The following is a 19,469-nucleotide window of genomic DNA, read 5'->3' as shown; positions in this document are numbered from 1 at the left end:
TTTTTTTGGACAAGCGAACGTGACTCTCGCTTGTTTTTTTATTTCGCCTTTCAGAGATTTCAAGACGAGGCGTCGGAATATTTTGATATAATAAATTTGCGAAACATTATCAATCGAATGAGAGGAGATGGATTGTGAAGCGATGGGTCCCGTTATTGCTTTCATCTTTGATGATCGCTTTCACATGGTATCCGGCGGTGGATGCCCGTACTTCCGGTCAAATTGAATTCCGGGGGGTTTGGATCGCCAGTGTCACGAACATCGACTGGCCGTCCAGCCCGTATCTGAGTGCGGAAGAACAAAAAAACGAGTTTATCCGGATATTGGAAGAATCCAAAAAAATGGGATTAAACGCGGTGGTGGTGCAAATCCGTCCGACTGCGGACGCTTTTTATCCCTCCCGATGGAATCCGTGGTCAAAATATCTGACCGGGGAACAAGGAAAATCCCCCGGCTATGACCCGCTGGCCTTTATGATTCAAGAGGCCCATGCACGAAATCTTGAGTTTCACGCCTGGTTCAATCCCTACCGGGTGAGCATGGACACACGACTGGATCAATTGGTTCCGGACCACCCGGCGCGAAAAAACCCGGATTGGGTGGTTTCTTACGGGGGAAAACTGTGGTACGATCCGGGAATCCCCGCTGTCCAAGATCATATTGTGGACAGCATCATGGAAGTGGTCCGCAATTATGACATTGATGCCGTTCATTTCGATGATTATTTTTACCCGTATCCTGTTCAGGGACAAGACTTCCCGGATGATGAAACCTATCAAACTTACGGGAAAAATTTTCCGGACAAAGGAGACTGGCGGCGGCATAATGTCAACACCCTCGTTCAGCGGGTCAGCCAGGCCATCAAAAGCGAGAAACCGGGTGTGAAGTTCGGCATTTCCCCGTTTGGCATCTGGAAAAACAAATCAAGCGATCCGACCGGTTCCGACACGAACGGATCCGAAAGCTATTTCACGGTATATGCCGATTCGCGCACATGGATCCGGCAGGGATGGCTTGATTACATCGCCCCGCAAATTTACTGGAACATCGGCCATCCGGCCGCCGACTATGCCAAGTTACTTGCATGGTGGTCCGGCGAAGTGGCGGGAAGAAACATTCATTTATATATTGGACATGCCGCCTACAAGATCGGCAACGATAACGAAGCTTGGGACAACCCGGAAGAAATCCCCAACCAGATCAAAATGATCCGGCAAAACGCGTTTGCAAAAGGAAGCATTTTTTTCAGTTACAAAGACTTAAATGCCAATCGCCTCGGCATCAAAGACCGTCTGGCAAACGATCTGTACCGGGAACCTGCCGAGATTCCGCCCATGTCTTGGTTGGACGGCAAATCGAAATGACGAAATTCCATTTAAAAAAAGCCGGCCTTCCTACAGGCCGGCTTTTTTCACTTTCATTTTTTTAATTCGCTTTGGACAACACCGGAAAACACCGCTTCAGTTCTTCCACAACCAAATCGCCAAATTCCTCCGTATCCACCGCCATCGTATCCGGTTTGGCCAAATCCGGCGTCCGGTATCCGTTGGCAAGAACGTTTCGGACGGCCTGTTCCACTGCCTCAGCCGCTTGGTGGAGACCAAACGAAAATTTCAACATCAATGCAGCGGACAATATCGTCGCCGCCGGATTGGCCACTCCCTGCCCGGCAATGTCGGGGGCGGAACCATGAACCGGTTCATACAAACCAAAGGAATCCTCACCCAGGCTGGCCGACGGTAACAAACCGATGGAACCGGAAAGAATGGCGGATTCATCACTTAAAATATCGCCAAACATGTTTTCCGTCACCAGCACATCGAAAGAAGACGGGCGCAGAATCAATTGCATGGCGCAATTGTCCACCAGCATGTGTTCCAAAGTGACATCCGGGTATTCTTCAGCCACTTTTTCAGTCACCTTCCGCCATAACCGGGAACTTTCCAGTACATTGGCTTTATCCACGGATGTCACCTTTTTCCGCCGCTTTCTGGCAATCTCAAATGCTTGCCGGACAATTCGTTCAATTTCGTATTCATGGTACACCAGCAGATCGGTGGCCACTTCGCCCTTTAACGTTTGCGAACGGGTCTTCTCTCCAAAATAAATACCGCCGGTTAATTCGCGAACCACGATGAGATCCACGTCTTTCACCACGTCGAACCGCAAGGAAGAATGGGTGTTTAACCCTTCAAACACCATGACCGGGCGCAAATTGGAAAACAAACCGAGTTCTTTTCTCAGCGTCAGCAAAGCTTTCTCCGGACGCAGTTCAGCCGGATACCGGTCCCATTGGGGTCCCCCGACCGCCCCGAGCAAAACCGCATCCGATTCCTTACATAATTGCAACGTTTCATCGGGGAGGGGGATGCCCACCCGGTCGATGGCCGTTCCCCCCACCAAGCTGTATTGAAATTCAAAGGTACAACCATACATCCGTTCCACTTGATGCAAAACCTTCACAGCCTCTTCGACAATCTCCGGCCCGATTCCGTCTCCCGGCAATACAGCCACTTTTTTCTTTGCTCCGCTCATCTCTGTCCACTCCTTTTGATCCTTTATACCGTCGTCACTGCTTTTTTCTCGGCAGGATAATCTCCTTTGCGACGAATCAAACGGTTGATCGCATCCAGATACGCCCGGGCACTCGCCTCCAACACGTCCGTGCTCACACCTCTTCCTCTGACATAAAGCTCGCCTTGTCTCAACTGAACACTCACTTCACCCAACGCATCTTTCCCTTGCGTCACTGAATGGATCCGATAATCCTCCAAAGATACTTTCTCCTGTGTAACCCGGTCAATGGCTTTGAAGATGGCATCCACCGATCCGTTTCCGCACGCAGCTTCAAAAAAGGTTTTGCCATCACTTTCTCTTTTGATCTTAATGCTTGCCGTCGGGAGAGACGGATTGCCGCAGGTAACCTGCAACGATTCCATCACATAAAAGTCCTGTGCATGCACCAGTTTTTCTTCCACCAATGCAATCAAATCATCATCGGTGATTTCTTTTTTGCGGTCGGCCAACTCTTTAAAGCGTTCAAACAACGGATTGACTTGCTCCTCTTTCAGCTCAAACCCCAATTCCACCATTTTCGTTTTGAAGGCATGGCGGCCGGAATGTTTGCCCAACACCAGACGGCTTTCATTTAACCCGACGCTTTCCGGAGTCATGATTTCATAAGTTTCGCGGTGTTTCAACATGCCATCCTGATGAATGCCCGACTCATGGGCAAACGCATTGGTTCCCACCACCGCTTTGTTTCCCGGAACCGGCATCCCGGTCAATTTGCTTACCATCCGGCTGGTCCGGTGAATCTCCTTTAAATTGAGTGTCGTTTGCACTTGGTAATAAGCTTCTCTTGTTTTTACCGCCATGGCGATTTCCTCCAAAGCGGCATTTCCCGCTCTTTCACCAATCCCGTTGATGGTGCATTCCACCTGGGACACACCGGCCTCAATCGCTGCCAGACTGTTGGCCACAGCCATCCCCAAATCATCGTGGCAGTGAGCGCTCAACCGCACTTGATCCGCCCGCGGCACCCGGTTGATCACTTCGCGAAACATCTTCGCATATTCTTGCGGTGTCAGATAACCGACCGTGTCCGGCAGGTTGATCACCGTGGCCCCTGCAGAAATGGCGGTGTCCACCACTTCGCACAAAAAGTCGATTTCGGTTCTTCCCGCATCTTCTGCCGAGAACTCAATTTGTGAAAAATACTTTTTTGCATAGGTGATTGCCTCACGGATCCTGGTTTTCACCTGTTCTTTGCTCATCTGCAACTTGTATTCCCGATGGATCGGAGAGGTTGCCAGAAATAGATGGAGATATGGGGATTCCGCCGCTTGCAACGCTTCCTTTGCAAAGTCGATGTCCCTTTTCACCGCCCGGGACAAACTGCAGACGGAGGCATTTTTCACCACTTGCGCCACTTCTTTGACGGCATTCAGGTCACCTTTGGAGGAAGCGGCAAATCCGGCTTCAATCACATTCACCCCTAACTTTTCCAACTGAATCGCAATCTCCACTTTCTCCCGGGTGCTCAAATTGACACCCGGGGACTGCTCTCCATCGCGCAATGTCGTATCAAAAATCATGACTGTACGCATACCCGCTTCCTCTCCTTTAAACTCATTTATTGTTTCACAGGCTCAGCTTTCGTCCAGACCATCAACTTTCTCAACTGACTACCCACTTGCTCAATCGGATGCTCTTTCCCGGCTCTTCTCAACTCTGCAAACTCTTTGCGTCCATTCTCATTCTCTTGGATCCAACGGCGGGCAAAGGTACCGTCTTGAATTTCTTTCAAGATTTCTTTCATGGCTTCCCGGCTGGGTTCTGCAACCACCCGTTTTCCGCTGACATAATCGCCGTACTCGGCTGTGTCGCTGACCGAGTAGCGCATCTGGCTCAAACCGCCTTCATACATCAAATCGACAATCAATTTCAATTCATGCAAACATTCAAAATAAGCGATTTCCGGTTGGTATCCGGCTTCCACCAGGGTTTCGAACCCGCTTTGGACCAGGCGGCTGACCCCGCCGCACAAAACGGCTTGTTCCCCGAACAGATCGGTTTCGGTTTCTTCCTTGAAGGTGGTTTCAATCACGCCGGCTTTGGTGGAACCGATACCTTTACAGTAAGCCAAGGCAATGTCTTTGGCCCTTCCGCTTGCATCCTGATAAACCGCGATCAAGGACGGAACACCAAATCCTTCTTCAAAAACTCTCCTTAACAGATGGCCCGGCGATTTGGGGGCAACCAGGATGACATCCACCTCTTCGGGCGGAACAATTTGCTTAAAATGAATATTGAATCCGTGTGAGAACATCAATACATTTCCCGGTTGCAAATAAGGGGCAATCTGTTCTTCATACACCTTTTTCTGCAGCTCGTCGGGAATCAGCACCTGCACGACGTCGGCACGTTTGACGGCTTCATCCACCTCCAGCACTTCAAATCCGTCCGCGGCCGCCTGTTCCCAGGATTTCCCCTTCCGGAGTCCGATCACCACGTTCACTCCGCTGTCCCGCAAGTTTTGTGCCTGGGCATGCCCCTGGCTTCCGTATCCGATCACCGCCACCGTTTTTCCTTGCAACAAAGCCAAATCCGCATCTTGTTCATAATACATTTTCGCCATTCTTTCATTCCTCCTTAAGTTAAAGTGAAACCATTTGGTTTTCAGACACACTGCCTCTGGAAATCGCCGTCACCCCGGTTCGGGCCACTTCCTGAATCCCGTAGGGACGAAGCAGTTCAATCATGGCTTCCAGTTTGACTGGGTCGCCCGTCACCTGGATCACCAGCGATTGCCGGCCGACGTCCACGATATTGGCCCGAAAAGGTTCGATCACGCCGGTGATCTCGGCTCTGACCGACGGCGGTGCCGCCACTTTGATCAGGAGAAGTTCCCGTTCGACCGACTGGTCTTTTTCCAACTGCTCCACTTGGATCACGTCGATCAATTTGCTTAATTGTTTTGAAATTTGCGCAATGGTCGACGGGTTTCCCCTCGTGACGATCACCATGCGGGAGTAGGCCGGGTTTTCAGTCTCCCCCACACTGATGCTCTCAATGTTGAAGTTCCTCTGCCCGATCATACTGGCCACTCGCGCCAAGACCCGGGGTTGATTGTTGACCAACACGGATAAAACTCTTCTCATCTCAACTCATCTCCCATCACCATCTCATCCAGACGCGATCCCGGAGCCACCATCGGATAAACATTTTCCCCCGCTTCGACCCAGAAATCGACCAACGCCGGTCCGGGATGATTCAGGGCCTCTTTCCAAGCGGAAACGGCTTCTTCCCTAGTTTTGGCCCGCCAGGCCTTGATTCCGTAAGCATCCGCCAGTTTGACAAAGTCCGGACCGCCCGAAAGGTCAACATCGCAATAACGTTGCTCATAAAAAACTTCCTGCCATTGCCGGACCATCCCCAAACACTGATTGTTGATGATGGCGATTTTCACCGGAAGATTCAAAAGGGGAAGAAGCGCCAGTTCCTGGGAGGTCATTTGAAATCCCCCGTCACCCGTCACGGCGATCACCGGGCGGTCCGGCACCCCCAATTGGGCCCCGATGGCTGCCGGAAAACCGAATCCCATCGTGCCAAGACCGCCCGAACTCAGCAGCGAGCGGGGATGGTGGAACCGGTAAAACTGTGCGACCCACATTTGATGTTGTCCCACATCCGTGGTAATGATCGCTTCCCCTTTGGTCGATCGGTAAATTTCTTCAATCACCCACTGGGGTTTTAATGAACGGCCGTCGTCGCGATAAGTCAACGGATATTCTTTCTTCCAAAAATTCAACTGCTCCATCCACGCTTTTGAATCGCTCCGCGGCACTTTTCGGTTCACCTGTTGCAAAACGGTTTTGACATCTCCGACCAGAGGGATCCATGTCTCCACATTTTTTCCGATCTCCGCCGGATCAATGTCGATATGCACGATTTTGGCCCGTTTTGCAAATGTGTCAATGCGCCCCATGGTGACCCGGTCATCAAAACGGACACCGATGCCGATCAGCAAATCACACTCCAACAAAGCATGATTGGCGGTGTACGTTCCATGCATCCCCGGCATTCCCAACCAATACGGATGAGTGCCGGGAAATCCCCCGATTCCCATCAAGGTTGTGGTCACCGGAATCTCCGCTTTCTCAGCTAACTCTCTCAACTCGTCGGCCGCACCGGATGTCACCACGCCACCTCCGGCCAAAATTAATGGTTTCCTGGCTTCGGAAATGGCATCGTAAAGTTGCTCAATCCGGGCTTGCTCAGGCTCTTCAGGAATTTTTAAACCGGGGATGTGGACTTCTTCCGGATAGGAAAACGTTGTTTTCGCATTGGAAACGTCCTTCGGAATGTCAATCAGCACCGGTCCGGGGCGCCCCGTTGTGGCAATTTTGAACGCCTCTTTCACGATTCTCGGCAATTGGGAAACATCCCGGACCAAATAGTTATGCTTGGTGATCGGCATCGTGATTCCCGTAATGTCTGCTTCCTGGAAAGCATCCGTCCCCAGCAAATCCTGGGCCACATTCCCTGTGATGCAAACCAAAGGAACGGAATCCATCATGGCTGTTGCAATGCCTGTGACAAGGTTGGTTGCACCCGGTCCCGATGTGGCAATGACCACCCCGGGCTTTCCGGTTGCTCGCGCGTATCCGTCAGCGGCATGAATGGCTCCTTGCTCGTGGCGAGCGAGCAGATGTTGAACTTTTTCGTGATATAACGTGTCATAGATCGGCAGTACTGCTCCGCCCGGATAACCGAATATCACCTCTACTCCTTCCCGGATCAAACTGCGAAGCAAAATCTCGGATCCAGTCAGTTCCCTCTTCTCTGCCTCTGACTCAACTGCCTCCATCGTTCTGGTTTCCACTTGGGGAGCCAACACTTGTTCCTCCTTTTTGGATGTAAATAAAAAACCCGATTCACCCCACACGACAAGTGCATGCCGTCATTGGGACGAATCAGGTTCGTGGTACCACCCAATTTTACCGACTTTTCGCAAAGCCGGTCTCAATGGGTACAGACAAGACACTTGACCTGTACCCTGTCGATAACGGGACAACCGGGAATGTACTACTCGATGCAAACGCATTGCATCTTTGGCCACCCGACTCCGAGGTGAGAGAATCATAAGCTCATGGTTCCGGTCTCAGCAAAATCCGGACTCTCTGTAACGCACTCGCTTATGTTCATTCCTCTTCATCGTCTCAATATACTGAATTATCAGGCTTGTTGTTGTTTTAAAACAGCCGCTTGAAAAACGGCAGAAATTCAGGAAACATCAGCAATGAAGTTTTTTGAGAATTACAATTTCGACTATTTAGATGCTATTATAATCACCCTCTTCACAGGGTGTCAACCGGTTTTTCCGGGAAAATTCATTACAAATTTGTAATCGTTTGCAAATTTTTTAAATAAGTTGAATCACTTCTTTTTTCAGAAAGTGATTCAACCCGTTAAAAATTCCTATACTTTTTTTAAAACGGCCCCGGTGTTGGCCGATGTCACCATATGGGCGTAACGCCTTAAAAAACGTCCCTCCACTTCGATGGAAGGTGCTTTCCATGCCGCTTTCCTTTTTTCCATCTCCTCATCGGAAATCAAAAGCTCCAGCGTTCCCCGATCCAAATCAATTTCAATTTCATCCCCCTGCTCAACCCGTCCGATGGGGCCTCCTTCTGCCGCCTCGGGGGAAATATGACCGATGCAAATTCCCCTTGTCGCTCCGGAAAAACGGCCGTCGGTGATCAACGCCACTTCTTTTCCGAGCCCCATTCCCATGATGGCGGAAGTCGGGGACAACATTTCCGGCATGCCCGGGCCGCCTTTGGGTCCTTCATACCGGATGACCACAACATGTCCGGGCTTCACTTTTCCCATGGCAATTCCGGCAATGGCCGAATCCTGGGAATCAAACACAATGGCTTTTCCCTTAAACCGGCGAATGGAAGGATCCACCGCCCCGGTTTTAATCACTGCACCGTCGGGAGCCAGGTTTCCGTATAAAATTTGCAGTCCTCCCGTTTCACTGTATGGATTGTCAATCGATCGAATGACCGCACGGTCTTTGACTTTTGCTTCTGCAATATTTTCGCCCAGCGTTTTCAAGGTCACCGTCGGACGGTCCAGATTCAGCAATCCCCCGATTTGGCTCAACTCATGAAGAATGGCCGAAATGCCTCCCGCCCGGTCCACATCTTCCATATGCCAATTTCCCGCCGGGCTGACTTTACATAAGTACGGGACTTTTTTCGAAAGTTCATTGATGGACTCCAGCGGATAATCAATTCCTGCTTCGTGCGCAATCGCCATGGTATGAAGGATCGTATTGGTGGAACCTCCCATGGCCATGTCCAACACCAGGGCATTATCCACCGCTTCCTTGGTGACAATGTCCCGCGGCTTCAGGTCTGCTTCGATTAAACGGAGAATTTGCCGGGCCGCTTTTCGCGCCAATTCATTTCGTTCCTCCGTGCCGGCAAGGATGCTTCCGTTTCCCGGCAAAGCCAACCCCAAAGCTTCCGCCAGACAGTTCATCGAATTGGCCGTAAACATCCCGGAACAAGACCCGCAGCTCGGGCATCCAAACTGTTCCAACGTTTGCAATTCCCGCTCGTCCATTTTTCCGGCGTGGTAAGCCCCCACTCCTTCAAAAACCGAAACCAGATCCACTTTTTCTCCCTGCGGCGTCACCCCGGCCCGCATCGGTCCGCCGCTGACGAATATGGTTGGGATGTTCACCCTTAACGCCCCCATCATCATGCCGGGCGTAATTTTGTCACAATTGGGAATACAAATGAGACCGTCAAACCAATGGGCCAACGCCACCGTCTCCACCGAATCGGCAATGATTTCCCGGCTGGGCAGCGAGTAACGCATGCCGATATGCCCCATGGCAATACCGTCATCCACACCGATCGCATTAAATTCAAAAGGAACTCCGCCCGCCTCCCGGACGGCTTCTTTCACCACTTCGGCAAATTTATTTAAATGCATATGCCCCGGAATGATTTCAACAAATGAATTGCATATGCCGATAAAAGGCTTGTCAAAATCTTCATCTTTCAAACCGGCAGCCCGCAACAATGCGCGGTGCGGCGCCCGGTCGATGCCTTTTTTAATTTTGTCACTTCGCATTGTTATCCCCCTTTTTTGATTTTTCATATCAGTTTATAACAAAACGGGACGGTTGTCACGAATAAAAAAGAACGAAAAAAACAAAAACAACAGAAATTTATGTTGTAAAATTGAAAGAGAATGGTTTATAATCATGACTAATATTTCACTTCATAAAACAAAATGGGGAATCCGAAGAAGGAGAAAGTGATGTTGGACAGAATTGAAATGTCAATGGAATTGGAACAAGTGTTTCGCCTCATTTTACGGCAAATCCGTAAAGATTTAACGGAAATTTGGGGAGATCAAATTAACGGGGCTGAATTCGGCGTGCTCAAAAAACTCAATAAAAGCCCTCAAATCATTACCGCGCTGGCACAGGAATTTGATGTATCCGTCAGCCACATCACTCATGTGGCGGATCAGTTGGAGAAAAAAAATCTGGTGTACCGGCAACGGTCCCAATTGGACAAACGCGTGGTCGAACTGCATCTGACCGATCAAGGCAAGGAACTGATTCAAAAACTTGCCGACCAAAAATCCGAATACTTTCGGAAAAAATTTGAAAACTTGTCCACGGAAGAGTTGCAAACCTTGCTTTCCCTGTTGCAGAAAGTCATTTAAAAAACCCCCGGATGCCGGGGGTTTTCTCCATCGATCGGTCCATTATTTTGCTTTTTTGGCAACATTGACCAATTCGGCAAACGCTTTTTGGTCCGTCACGGCCAATTCCGCAAGAACTTTCCGGTTGATGTCCACGCCTGCCACTTTCAGGCCATGGATGAATTTGTTATAAGACATGCCGTTCATGCGTGCGGCCGCATTAATGCGTGTAATCCACAATTTGCGGAAATCACGCTTACGTTGGCGGCGGTCACGGTATGCATACATCAACGATTTCATGACTTGTTGTTTTGCCGTACGGAACAACGCATGTTTGGAACCAAAATAACCTCTAGCCAATTTCAGTACCTTTTTGCGACGTGCACGCGTCACGGTACCACCTTTCACTCTTGCCACAATAAATCCCTCCTGAAGTCTCTTTCTTTAGGCGTTTCTTACAGATAGGAAATCAACTGTCTGATCCGTTTTTCATCACCGGAGTGCATGATTGCACTTTTACGCAATTTGCGTTTGCGCTTCGGGCTTTTTGCCTCGAACAAGTGGCTTGTATACGCATGGGAGCGTTTCACTTTGCCGGTTCCGGTTTTCTTAAAGCGCTTTGCCGCAGCTTTTTTGGTTTTCATTTTTGGCATAACATTGTCCTCCTTCTACTGTTTCGGTGCTAAAATCATGATCATCTGACGGCCTTCCAATTTCGGAGCCCGTTCGATTTCCGAAAGGTCTTCCACTTCCTTGGCCATCCGGTCCAAAATACTGCGTCCCAATTCCTGGTGAGTGATTTCCCGGCCGCGGAATCGAATGGTCAGCTTCACTTTGTTTCCTTTTTTGAGGAATTTTTTCACATTGCTCAATTTGGTTTTGATGTCGTTCTCTTCAATCGTCGGGCTGAGGCGCACCTCTTTGATTTGAATCGTTTTTTGATTCTTGCGTGCTTCTTTTTCACGTTTGCTTTGTTCATAACGGTACTTTCCGTAATCCATGATACGGCAAACCGGCGGTTTTGCCTGCGGGGCAACATTCACGAGATCCAGATTGGCTTCTTGTGCAAGCTGCAAAGCCTCCCGGATGGGTTTGATTCCCAATTGCGTACCGTCAACGCCGATCAGGCGAACTTCCCGAGCACGAATCGACTCATTGACTTGGTGCTGATGTTCCTTGCTGATACCTGCCACCTCCGGAAAAAAATTGAAAAATAAAAAAGTGTAAGCGCAGAAAACGCCCACACTTTGCTTCCAATATCCACAGGAAAATCAGTTGCATCGGAACCTGCCAACTCCGCGTTGATCAGGTGAGAAGCGGGCGCTTCTTCTTGCATGACAAAAATATACTATCACAGAAACAAAACCCGTGTCAAACGTGACGCACGATCCAAATCGGCCAATTTGAATATATTCTTTTTCCCGGGATCCGTCAAACGGAAAATAAAGGAAAAAGTTTTGTCCGTTTTGTCACCTTTTTTACAGGAGTTTGTCAGTAAAAAAATGTATACTGAAGGTAAGTTCATTGCAATGAAAGGGTGAAACCATGGCTGACCAAACCAGGCAAATTCCGGCGGACGAAAAGAAAACCACGGCATGGATCGTCACCTTGACCATCATCATCAACGCCATTATCGTCGTCCTCTTTTTCATGCCGAAATACCAAGGGTTCGATCATGTGGATTTAACGTTTTTGCCCATGTTAAACGCAATTTTCAACAGCTTTACGACAGTGTTCCTCATTACCGCATTATATTTCATCAAGAAAAAAAATATACGCATGCACCGCCGTTTTATCTTTGCCGCCTTCGGGTCGACCGCTCTTTTTTTGATCACTTATCTGGTTTATCATTCGTTGGCGCCTTCCACTTCTTACGGCGGGGAAGGATGGCTCAAAATCATCTATTACTTCATCTTGATCACCCATATCGTTTTGGCCGCCCCCACCGTGTTTCTCGCTCTTTTCACGATGGTTCGCGGCTTGAAGATGCAGGTGGAAAGACACCGGAAAATCGCACGCTGGACCATGCCGATCTGGCTGTATGTCAGCATCACCGGTGTGCTGGTTTATTTGATGATTTCCCCTTATTATTGAAAAAAGCACCCCTTCACCAAACGGGGTGCTTTTTTCATCGTCATTTTTTCTCTTTGATTTCCGCAACCAATTGTTCAATCACTTCATCCAGCGGCTTGGCGCCGAGATCTCCTTCGGTCCGCTTCCGGACAGCCACGGCATTCGCATTCATTTCTTTTTCACCGATCACCAGCATGTAGGGAACTTTTTGCACTTGGGCTTCCCGGATTTTATAACCAACTTTTTCATCACGGCCGTCCAGCTCCGCACGGATTCCCGCCTCCCGCAACCGGGCCGTCACTTGTTCGGCGTAGTCATTAAACGCGCGGGAAATCGGAATCACTTTGGCCTGAACCGGAGCCAGCCATAACGGGAAAGCACCGCCATAGTGCTCGACCAAAATCCCGATAAAGCGGTCAATCGACCCGTAAATGGCCCGGTGAATCACCACCGGACGATGCCGTTCATTGTCCTCCCCGACATAGGAGAGATCAAATTTCTCCGGCATTTGGAAATCCAATTGGATGGTGGCGCATTGATGGCTCCGCTTCAAAGCATCCCGGATATGGAAATCGATCTTCGGACCGTAAAACGCACCGTCTCCTTCATTGATCCGGTATTCGATGCCGGACTTATCCAATACGCTTTGCAGTGCGGATTCCGCTTTTTCCCACAGTTCATCCGAACCCATCGAATCTTCGGGACGGGTGGAAAGCTCGATGGAATAGGGGAAACCAAAGGTGCTGTAAATCTGATCCACCAGTTGAAGCGCGGCGGTCACTTCTTCTTCGATCTGATCCGGCCGCACAAAGATATGCGCATCATCCTGGGTGAACGTCCGGACCCGGAGCATGCCGTTTAAAGCTCCCGACAACTCGTGGCGATGCACTTGCCCGAATTCAGCCAGGCGAAGCGGCAAATCCCGGTATGAGCGGATATCATGTTTAAATATCAGCATATGTCCGGGACAGTTCATCGGTTTGACGGCAAAAGCGGATTCATCCACATTGGTAAAGTACATGTTTTCCTTGTAATGATCCCAGTGTCCCGATTGTTCCCACAAGCGCTGGTTCATGATGAGCGGGGTGCGGACTTCTTTGTAACCGGCTTTGATTTGCAGATCACGCGAGTATTGTTCCAATTCATTGCGCAAAATCATCCCGTTCGGCAAATAAAACGGCATGCCGGGGGCTTCCTCCGAGAACATGTATAAGCCGAGTTCCCTTCCCAGTTTCCGGTGATCCCGCTTTTTCGCTTCTTCCAGGAAGTTTAAATGTTCCTCCAACTGGGATTGTTTCGGCCAGGCCGTCCCGTAAATCCTCTGCAGCATCTGGTTGTCCGAATCCCCCCGCCAATAAGCCCCGGCGATGCTTAATAATTTAAACGCTTTGATTTTTCCGGTGGACGGCAGATGGGGACCACGACACAGATCAAAAAACTCGCCTTGATGATACATGGTGATCACTGCATCTTCCGGCAGGTCACGAATGATCTCCAATTTCAGATGATCGCCTGTTTCTTCATAAATCCGGATGGCTTCCTCCCGGGAAACGACTTTTCGCTCAATCGGCAAATTTTCTTTGACGATTTTTCTCATCTCTTCTTCGATCTTGGGCAGATCCTCCGGCGTCAAACGAACCGGCAAATCCACGTCATAATAAAATCCGTCTTCAATCACCGGGCCGATCCCCAGTTTCACATCCGGATACATTCGTTTCAACGCCTGTGCCATCAGGTGAGCCGTGCTGTGGCGGTATACTTCCAAGCCTTCTTCATCGTCCAAAGTCAGCACTTGGATTTCGGCGCCGTCCGGCACTTCTCTGGACAAATCCACCACTTGGCCGTTGATTTTGCCGGCAACGGCTTTTTTGGACAAGCTCCGGCTGATGGAGCCGGCAATCTCCCCCACCGTGACGGACGATTCATACTCACGAACGGAACCGTCCGGGAATTTGACACTGATGCTCATTTCCATCTCTCCTTTTTTTCATATCAATAAAAAAAGCCCCTCCCTCAAAGGGACGAGCTGGTCGTCGCGGTTCCACCCTTCTTCAACCTGAAACAGCCGGATCAGGCTGTTCAAGGTTCTCTCATCTCAATAACGGCAAAGTCCCGGCAACAATTACTGGCATCCATGATGCGTTCCTTGTTGCAGCTCTGAGGTGGTAAGCACTTTCCGATTGGGTTATGGAGGCTTCCAGCCGCTGACCCCCACTCTCTGAAACCGTCGGAGATGCCCGTGTCCTCATCATCGCTTTTGGATAAAATTTTTTATGTATTATACTCATTTCGCCACCGGTTCGTCAAGCATCTTCCAAAAACGGCCGGGCGGATGGCTGACATTGGCTGCAGCCGTCACAAGTCATCACTCTTCCTTCAAAAATTTGCATCAAGGTTTTGATCACATTTTCATCCGGGCTGGTGGTGTGGATGATGATCCGCTCCGGCGTCATGCTTAACAAAATGCTCATCAGGTGATCTTTTTGGGATGCCGTTTGATCGGCCATTTCCATAAAAACCGGCTCCAGATCTTTGTCCAAAACCGGGGTGCCGTCCGCTTTCAGCACATGAAATTGTTGGTTGTCATGGATGACATGCACCAGCCCGATTTTCGGGGGCCGGGACTCGATAAACATGCGCAACAATTCAATAAATTCATGGTATTGCCTTTTCAAACGGTAAGCTTGAATAGCTTCCTCCACACAAGCCATCAGCGTTTTCCGGTAAGTCTTCAAGCGAAAGGATACAAAACCGTCCAAAGCAATGTGATGATTTTCTTTCAAAAAACCGGCGATCTGTTTCTCCAATTTCTCCCGCCGGCTGCGGTATATCACCTGTTGGCATTCCCACGCGCTGGTCTCCAATTGCTCCAACACCTGTTGCTGTATCTGCCCGATTTCTTTCTTAGTGAAATAATGGTGGCTGGATTGGATCATTTTGTTAATCCATTTTGGTTCCAGATGGTCACAAATGTAACGGGTCAGGATTTTGCCCACTTGCCATGCCATCCGATCCCTTTGTTTCTCATCCATCCACTGTTTCAACCGGATGAGGATGACATAACGCTCTCCCATTCCCATCTCTTTCATGTCAAAAGCCGGGCAGACGGAGCGGATGCCCTCGCGCAAGTCTTGCAAACAGGAACGAAATGGCTCATCTCTCTGATCAAACGAAATCAGATATTTCAACCGTCTCCCCTCCCATCCAAGGATCAACTGAGGCAACTCCTTTCCATACCAATATATGTTGCAACCAATAACGGTATACAAAAAAACAAAAGGACCAACGAAAAACAAAAAAGACTTGGTCAAAAAACCAAGCCTTCTCTTCAGAACCATCCGGCCATTTTTACTTCGTTATAAAGAATCAGTCCGATCAAATAAACAAACCCCAGCGCAGCCAACAAAACGGACAGCCTTCCGATCAGTTTTTCTTCGCTCCCGCCCGTTTTCACCTTGATTCCAAAAGCTTTCATGGAAAATTTCTTTTTATGAGGCCACAAATAAGGAACTCCCGCACTGGTTAACGTATCCGCAAAAAGATGGGACAAATAACCAACCAACACCGGTACGGCCATCCACGGTTGAATCGTGTAAAACATCCAAGTGACGTAGGCACAGGTCAGTAGCGAATGGGTTACCGACCGGTGAGGGGCATAAGCGACGCTGGCGGCAAAAATCCCCAACAGCAACACCCAAAGAGGCAGGCTTTTGATGAAAAACAGCAGAATCATGACCACTCCCAAAGCGGCCAGCGCAAATGACCGGTAGGTCCTGCTCAGCGAAGGGAACAGAAAGTTGTTAATCAGGCTGCCGTCTTCATCGATATCCGGGAGCAAAGAAGCAATTCCCGCCAAAACAATGGTTAAAGCAAGTTCCCCTACATCATCCGGATTTCCGGAAGCCACGGCTAGTCCGACACCCGATGCCACGCCGATGGCAAAATGTGTTTTTCCTGTCAAACCCTCTCCTCCTATCTCTCTGTATCTGAGGGCAAATGAAGGATTTGCCATAAAAAAACCTTTTTGATCCCATATTTAAAATAGCAAATATATAAAGTAAAATCTATTTATTTTCTTAAATTATGAAATGGCACCCCGGGAACCGGAATGCCACTTCGTCCAAGACCACAATCAGTTTTGCATCACGAAATCTTTTTCAGTATACTCGCCCTCTTTAAAAACACGCAAGATCTCATATTTCGTGTTCCGTTGCGCCGGAATTTTCCCGGCTTCCCGGATCAGGCGCAAAATGAGGTGGTTGTTTACTTTATGAGTGGTGCCGGCAGCCGAAACCACGTTTTCTTCGATCATGGTGCTTCCAAAGTCATTGCATCCGAAGTGCAGTGATTTTTTCCCGATTTCCGGTCCCATGGTCACCCAGGAAGATTGGAGGTTGGGGATGTTGTCCAGCATCAACCGGGAAATCGCCACCGCTTTCAAATATTCTTCAGGTGGCAGTTTTTCCCGTTTCAAATTGGTGTTGTCCGGCTGGAACGTCCATACGATGAAAGCGAGGAATCCTTTGGTCTCGTCTTGGGCCTGCCGGATCCGGAGCAAATGATTCACCCGGTGTTCATTCGTTTCGCCAAAACCGATCACCATGGTAGCCGTGGTGTGCATCCCCACACGATGGGCCGTTTGCATGACATCCATCCAATCGCGCCAGGAACCTTTCAACCGGCTGATTTTCCGGCGAATTTCATCATCCAGAATTTCCGCTCCGCCGCCGGGCAAAGAATCCAGCCCCGCTTCATGCAACCGGCGGATCACTTCTTCCAGGGAAAGGCCGGATACTTCTTTCATTTTCATGATTTCAGCAGGCGAAAAAGAATGCATGGTGATATCGGGAAAGCGTTTTTTAATTTCCCGTAACAGATTCGTGTAATATTCAAACGGCAAATCCGGATTGGTTCCGCCTTGCATCAGGATTTCCGTCCCGCCCACATCCACGGTTTCCTGGATTTTTTGGAAGATCACTTCATTCGGCAGGACATACCCTTCTTCCGACCCCGGCCGGCGGTAAAACGCACAAAACCGGCAATATGTGTCACAAATATTGGTATAGTTGATATTGCGACCGATGACAAACGTTGTGACCGGCTCCGGATGCCATTTTTTCATGATCTGGTCCGCAGCCCATCCCATTTTTTCAATCTCGTCACTTTCCCACAGGGCCAGCCCGTCTTCAAACCCCAAGCGTTCTCCGGCAAGCGCCCTTTCGATGATGGAATCAATCTTCGACATATCTATTCAACCTCCTAAAGAGTCAGATCGACCGCCAACCCAATCATGTCCATCGTATCACAAATCAAAACGGATGGGGCGGGAATACTGCACAAAAAATCCTCCTGTTTTCAGGCGATGTGAATTCACCCGATGAAAACAGGAGGATTTTTTTATGTTGTGGTGCCGAGGGTCGGACTCGAACCGACACGGTGGTACACCCACCGCAGGATTTTAAGTCCTGTGCGTCTGCCAATTCCGCCACCCCGGCAAAAAATTGGTGGTTCGGGACGGAATCGAACCGCCGACACGAGGATTTTCAGTCCTCTGCTCTACCGACTGAGCTACCGAACCTTATGTAACAAATTGTTGACGACAAATGATATTATACCACGCAAGCATCAAACACGCAAGATGAATCAGGAAATTTTTTTGTTCAAGACACCCCCTGCCACCGTCTGATGATGTTCAGGGGGTGTTTTTTTTCTCCTTGTTGCCGGCCACAAAACGCTCATTCATCAACCGAAGTTTCGCGCGAATCTGTTCTTGCTGGTCTGCCCATTCATCTTTTGTCGCTTGTCCGGATTTTGCCCGTTGGGATTGCTCCATTTGCATTTGCAATGTTTGGGGCAATGCTTCCGGCTTGTTGCGGGGATTTTTCGGTTGGAAAGAACGCGGCTGCTGCTTTTTCTTTTTCGTTTCCCATTCTTCTTTTTTCGCCTGCTCCACGGCCTCTTCCACCGTGGAAATGCCCAGCCGTTTCCAATGGCCCGCAATTTTTTCCACCAAATTTCGCGGCAGTTTATAATCATATTTCAACAAGACATATTCCAAGAGCACATTGACCACCCCCGGCGGCAATCCGTAGTGGCGAATCAACGACTCCACGATTTCCACATCGCTGGCCGGGATTCGCGCCCCTTTCTGGTAAAAAGCCAAAAGTTGCATGGGGGAAATTTGCGCCAATTGCCGAATGTGCTTTTCTTCTTCAGAAAGCGGCTTTTCCCGATCCGGCGGCATCTTTTTCTCCTCTTTGGCCGCCAACGCATCCGCCTTCTTTGCCACCACGGGCGTACTGCCAAACTGCATGCAATATTCACTGCGGACAAAAGAACGCAAGCGGTCCAGACGGATTTGTCCGTGACTGGTCACATAAGGATTTTGCAACGCTTTTAAAATCGCCCATTCATCCAGCTGATACAAAAAACCAAGTTCTCTGATTTCTTTTTTTAAATCCTCCGTCCAAACATCTTTTCCCAATAAGTGCGACAAGCGCAACTGCAGCATGGAAAAATCAATGTCGTCCTGCATAAAATCCGGCCTTTTTCCTTGATGCAGGCTTTCGTCGATTTTGGCCACCGGCCCGGTCACTTCTTTTTCCCGTTCAGCTTGTTTGGCCAGTTCTGCCGGCGAAATGCTGTCAAACACATCCTGGAACGAACGGGTGATGTTTTTCTTTTTTTCTTCCTTCCGGCCGGGTTGAAAACGGTCATCCCCGGTCAGCCAGTCTTTTACGGCAATGTATCTTTCTTTGCCCAATGCATTGTAAAGCGTGACACTTAAAATATCACTTTGAAAAAACTTTGCCGGCGTCAGCGGGGGGAGCATTTCATATTCATAATAAACATGATCTTCTTCCTCTTCGATCTCATACGTATTGATCAGTCCGACACCTTCCAGCAAATGTCTGGCTTCCAACAGTTGATCAAACGTAAAGGAACATAACTGCAATAAATACGAATGAGCATACAACTTGGAAACACCGGCACGGTGAAGGGGAACTTGACAGGCCAGCGTCATGTATAATGAGATGGCAGAAGCTCCGACGATGGGTTGATACAGATGAATCAGTCCAACGAGATCTGCATGATGGATCGGACGATGGGTGCGGCAACGCCAACCCGCGTCTTTCCAAAACATAGCCATGGTTTGGCCT

General features: G+C 49.2%; 17 protein-coding genes, 2 tRNA genes and 1 other annotated feature. Of the genes, 3 read left to right on the top strand and 16 right to left on the bottom strand.

The annotated features are described in order from the left end of the window. Nucleotides 1–134 precede the first annotated feature (134 nt). Nucleotides 135–1,364, top strand: coding sequence for a glycoside hydrolase family 10-like protein (locus tag I8U21_RS11480; protein ID WP_370527082.1), 1,230 nt, complete (start codon nucleotides 135–137; stop codon nucleotides 1,362–1,364). 61 nt (nucleotides 1,365–1,425) lie between these two features. Here the strand turns inward: I8U21_RS11480 and leuB are convergent, their stop codons facing one another. The 6 genes from leuB to ilvD form a co-directional block, all read right to left on the bottom strand. Continuing rightward, nucleotides 1,426–2,535 (bottom strand): 3-isopropylmalate dehydrogenase, encoded by a 1,110-nt coding sequence (leuB, locus tag I8U21_RS11475; RefSeq protein WP_181731977.1) that lies wholly within the window; start codon nucleotides 2,533–2,535, stop codon nucleotides 1,426–1,428. A 23-nt stretch (nucleotides 2,536–2,558) separates the two neighbouring features. Next, on the bottom strand, nucleotides 2,559–4,109 hold the full coding sequence (locus I8U21_RS11470) for a 2-isopropylmalate synthase (protein WP_198053950.1): 1,551 nt from the start codon (nucleotides 4,107–4,109) through the stop codon (nucleotides 2,559–2,561). 26 nt (nucleotides 4,110–4,135) lie between these two features. Beyond that, a complete protein-coding gene (ilvC, locus tag I8U21_RS11465; RefSeq protein WP_198053949.1) occupies nucleotides 4,136–5,140 on the bottom strand; it encodes a ketol-acid reductoisomerase in 1,005 nt (334 codons plus the stop codon). Nucleotides 5,141–5,159: 19 nt separating this feature from the next. Further along, nucleotides 5,160–5,663 (bottom strand): acetolactate synthase small subunit, encoded by a 504-nt coding sequence (gene ilvN / locus I8U21_RS11460; protein ID WP_198053948.1) that lies wholly within the window; start codon nucleotides 5,661–5,663, stop codon nucleotides 5,160–5,162. Continuing rightward, a complete protein-coding gene (gene ilvB / locus I8U21_RS11455) occupies nucleotides 5,660–7,372 on the bottom strand; it encodes a biosynthetic-type acetolactate synthase large subunit (protein ID WP_198054013.1) in 1,713 nt (570 codons plus the stop codon). The genes ilvN and ilvB overlap by 4 nt, the downstream gene beginning before the upstream one ends. A 611-nt stretch (nucleotides 7,373–7,983) precedes the next feature. After that, entirely contained in the window at nucleotides 7,984–9,654 is a 1,671-nt protein-coding gene (gene ilvD, locus I8U21_RS11450) for a dihydroxy-acid dehydratase (protein ID WP_198053947.1), read from the bottom strand. Between the two features lie 189 nt (nucleotides 9,655–9,843). Here ilvD and I8U21_RS11445 point away from each other — a divergent pair, with 189 nt between their 5' ends. Beyond that, nucleotides 9,844–10,257: a MarR family winged helix-turn-helix transcriptional regulator gene (locus I8U21_RS11445; protein ID WP_181731982.1), complete on the top strand. Its 414-nt coding sequence runs from the start codon at nucleotides 9,844–9,846 to the stop codon at nucleotides 10,255–10,257. Between the two features lie 42 nt (nucleotides 10,258–10,299). Here the strand turns inward: I8U21_RS11445 and rplT are convergent, their stop codons facing one another. Genes rplT through infC form a run of 3 tightly spaced genes read right to left on the bottom strand, consistent with a single transcriptional unit; the run spans nucleotide 10,300 to nucleotide 11,429 of the window. Beyond that, nucleotides 10,300–10,653, bottom strand: coding sequence for a 50S ribosomal protein L20 (rplT, locus tag I8U21_RS11440; RefSeq protein ID WP_181731983.1), 354 nt, complete (start codon nucleotides 10,651–10,653; stop codon nucleotides 10,300–10,302). A gap of 38 nt (nucleotides 10,654–10,691) precedes the next feature. Beyond that, complete coding sequence (gene rpmI / locus I8U21_RS11435) at nucleotides 10,692–10,889, bottom strand: 50S ribosomal protein L35 (RefSeq protein WP_037993415.1); 198 nt, start codon at nucleotides 10,887–10,889, stop codon at nucleotides 10,692–10,694. 15 nt (nucleotides 10,890–10,904) lie between these two features. After that, nucleotides 10,905–11,429, bottom strand: a complete 525-nt coding sequence (infC, locus tag I8U21_RS11430; protein ID WP_181732024.1) for a translation initiation factor IF-3 — start codon at nucleotides 11,427–11,429, stop codon at nucleotides 10,905–10,907. A 16-nt stretch (nucleotides 11,430–11,445) separates the two neighbouring features. Beyond that, nucleotides 11,446–11,574, bottom strand: a sequence feature (ribosomal protein L20 leader region). 207 nt (nucleotides 11,575–11,781) lie between these two features. On the opposite strand from infC, the gene I8U21_RS11425 reads away from it, so the two are divergent. Further along, nucleotides 11,782–12,330 carry a DUF420 domain-containing protein gene (locus tag I8U21_RS11425; RefSeq protein ID WP_181731984.1) on the top strand — a complete coding sequence of 183 codons (549 nt, stop codon included), beginning with the start codon at nucleotides 11,782–11,784 and terminating at the stop codon, nucleotides 12,328–12,330. A gap of 40 nt (nucleotides 12,331–12,370) precedes the next feature. Here I8U21_RS11425 and thrS read toward each other — a convergent pair whose 3' ends face one another. The 7 genes from thrS to I8U21_RS11390 all read right to left on the bottom strand — a co-directional run bounded on the left by thrS (nucleotide 12,371) and on the right by I8U21_RS11390 (nucleotide 19,459). Next, a complete protein-coding gene (gene thrS, locus I8U21_RS11420; RefSeq protein ID WP_198053946.1) occupies nucleotides 12,371–14,278 on the bottom strand; it encodes a threonine--tRNA ligase in 1,908 nt (635 codons plus the stop codon). Between the two features lie 334 nt (nucleotides 14,279–14,612). Next, nucleotides 14,613–15,497, bottom strand: a complete 885-nt coding sequence (gene ytxC / locus I8U21_RS11415; protein ID WP_181731986.1) for a putative sporulation protein YtxC — start codon at nucleotides 15,495–15,497, stop codon at nucleotides 14,613–14,615. A gap of 140 nt (nucleotides 15,498–15,637) precedes the next feature. Then, a complete protein-coding gene (locus tag I8U21_RS11410; protein ID WP_181731987.1) occupies nucleotides 15,638–16,270 on the bottom strand; it encodes a metal-dependent hydrolase in 633 nt (210 codons plus the stop codon). Nucleotides 16,271–16,441: 171 nt separating this feature from the next. Next, complete coding sequence (gene mqnC / locus I8U21_RS11405; RefSeq protein ID WP_181731988.1) at nucleotides 16,442–17,554, bottom strand: cyclic dehypoxanthinyl futalosine synthase; 1,113 nt, start codon at nucleotides 17,552–17,554, stop codon at nucleotides 16,442–16,444. A 160-nt stretch (nucleotides 17,555–17,714) separates the two neighbouring features. Next, a tRNA-Leu gene (locus I8U21_RS11400) sits at nucleotides 17,715–17,804 on the bottom strand. Between the two features lie 7 nt (nucleotides 17,805–17,811). After that, nucleotides 17,812–17,887, bottom strand: a tRNA-Phe gene (locus tag I8U21_RS11395). A 114-nt stretch (nucleotides 17,888–18,001) separates the two neighbouring features. Then, nucleotides 18,002–19,459: a replication initiation and membrane attachment family protein gene (locus I8U21_RS11390; RefSeq protein WP_181731989.1), complete on the bottom strand. Its 1,458-nt coding sequence runs from the start codon at nucleotides 19,457–19,459 to the stop codon at nucleotides 18,002–18,004. Nucleotides 19,460–19,469 lie beyond the last annotated feature (10 nt).

The organism is Thermoactinomyces sp. CICC 23799, assembly GCF_016055145.1.
Lineage (GTDB): Bacteria > Bacillota > Bacilli > Thermoactinomycetales > Thermoactinomycetaceae > Thermoactinomyces > Thermoactinomyces intermedius.
The sequence above is the reverse complement of the archived record's forward strand: the minus strand, read 5'-3'. Positions and strand labels throughout refer to the sequence as shown.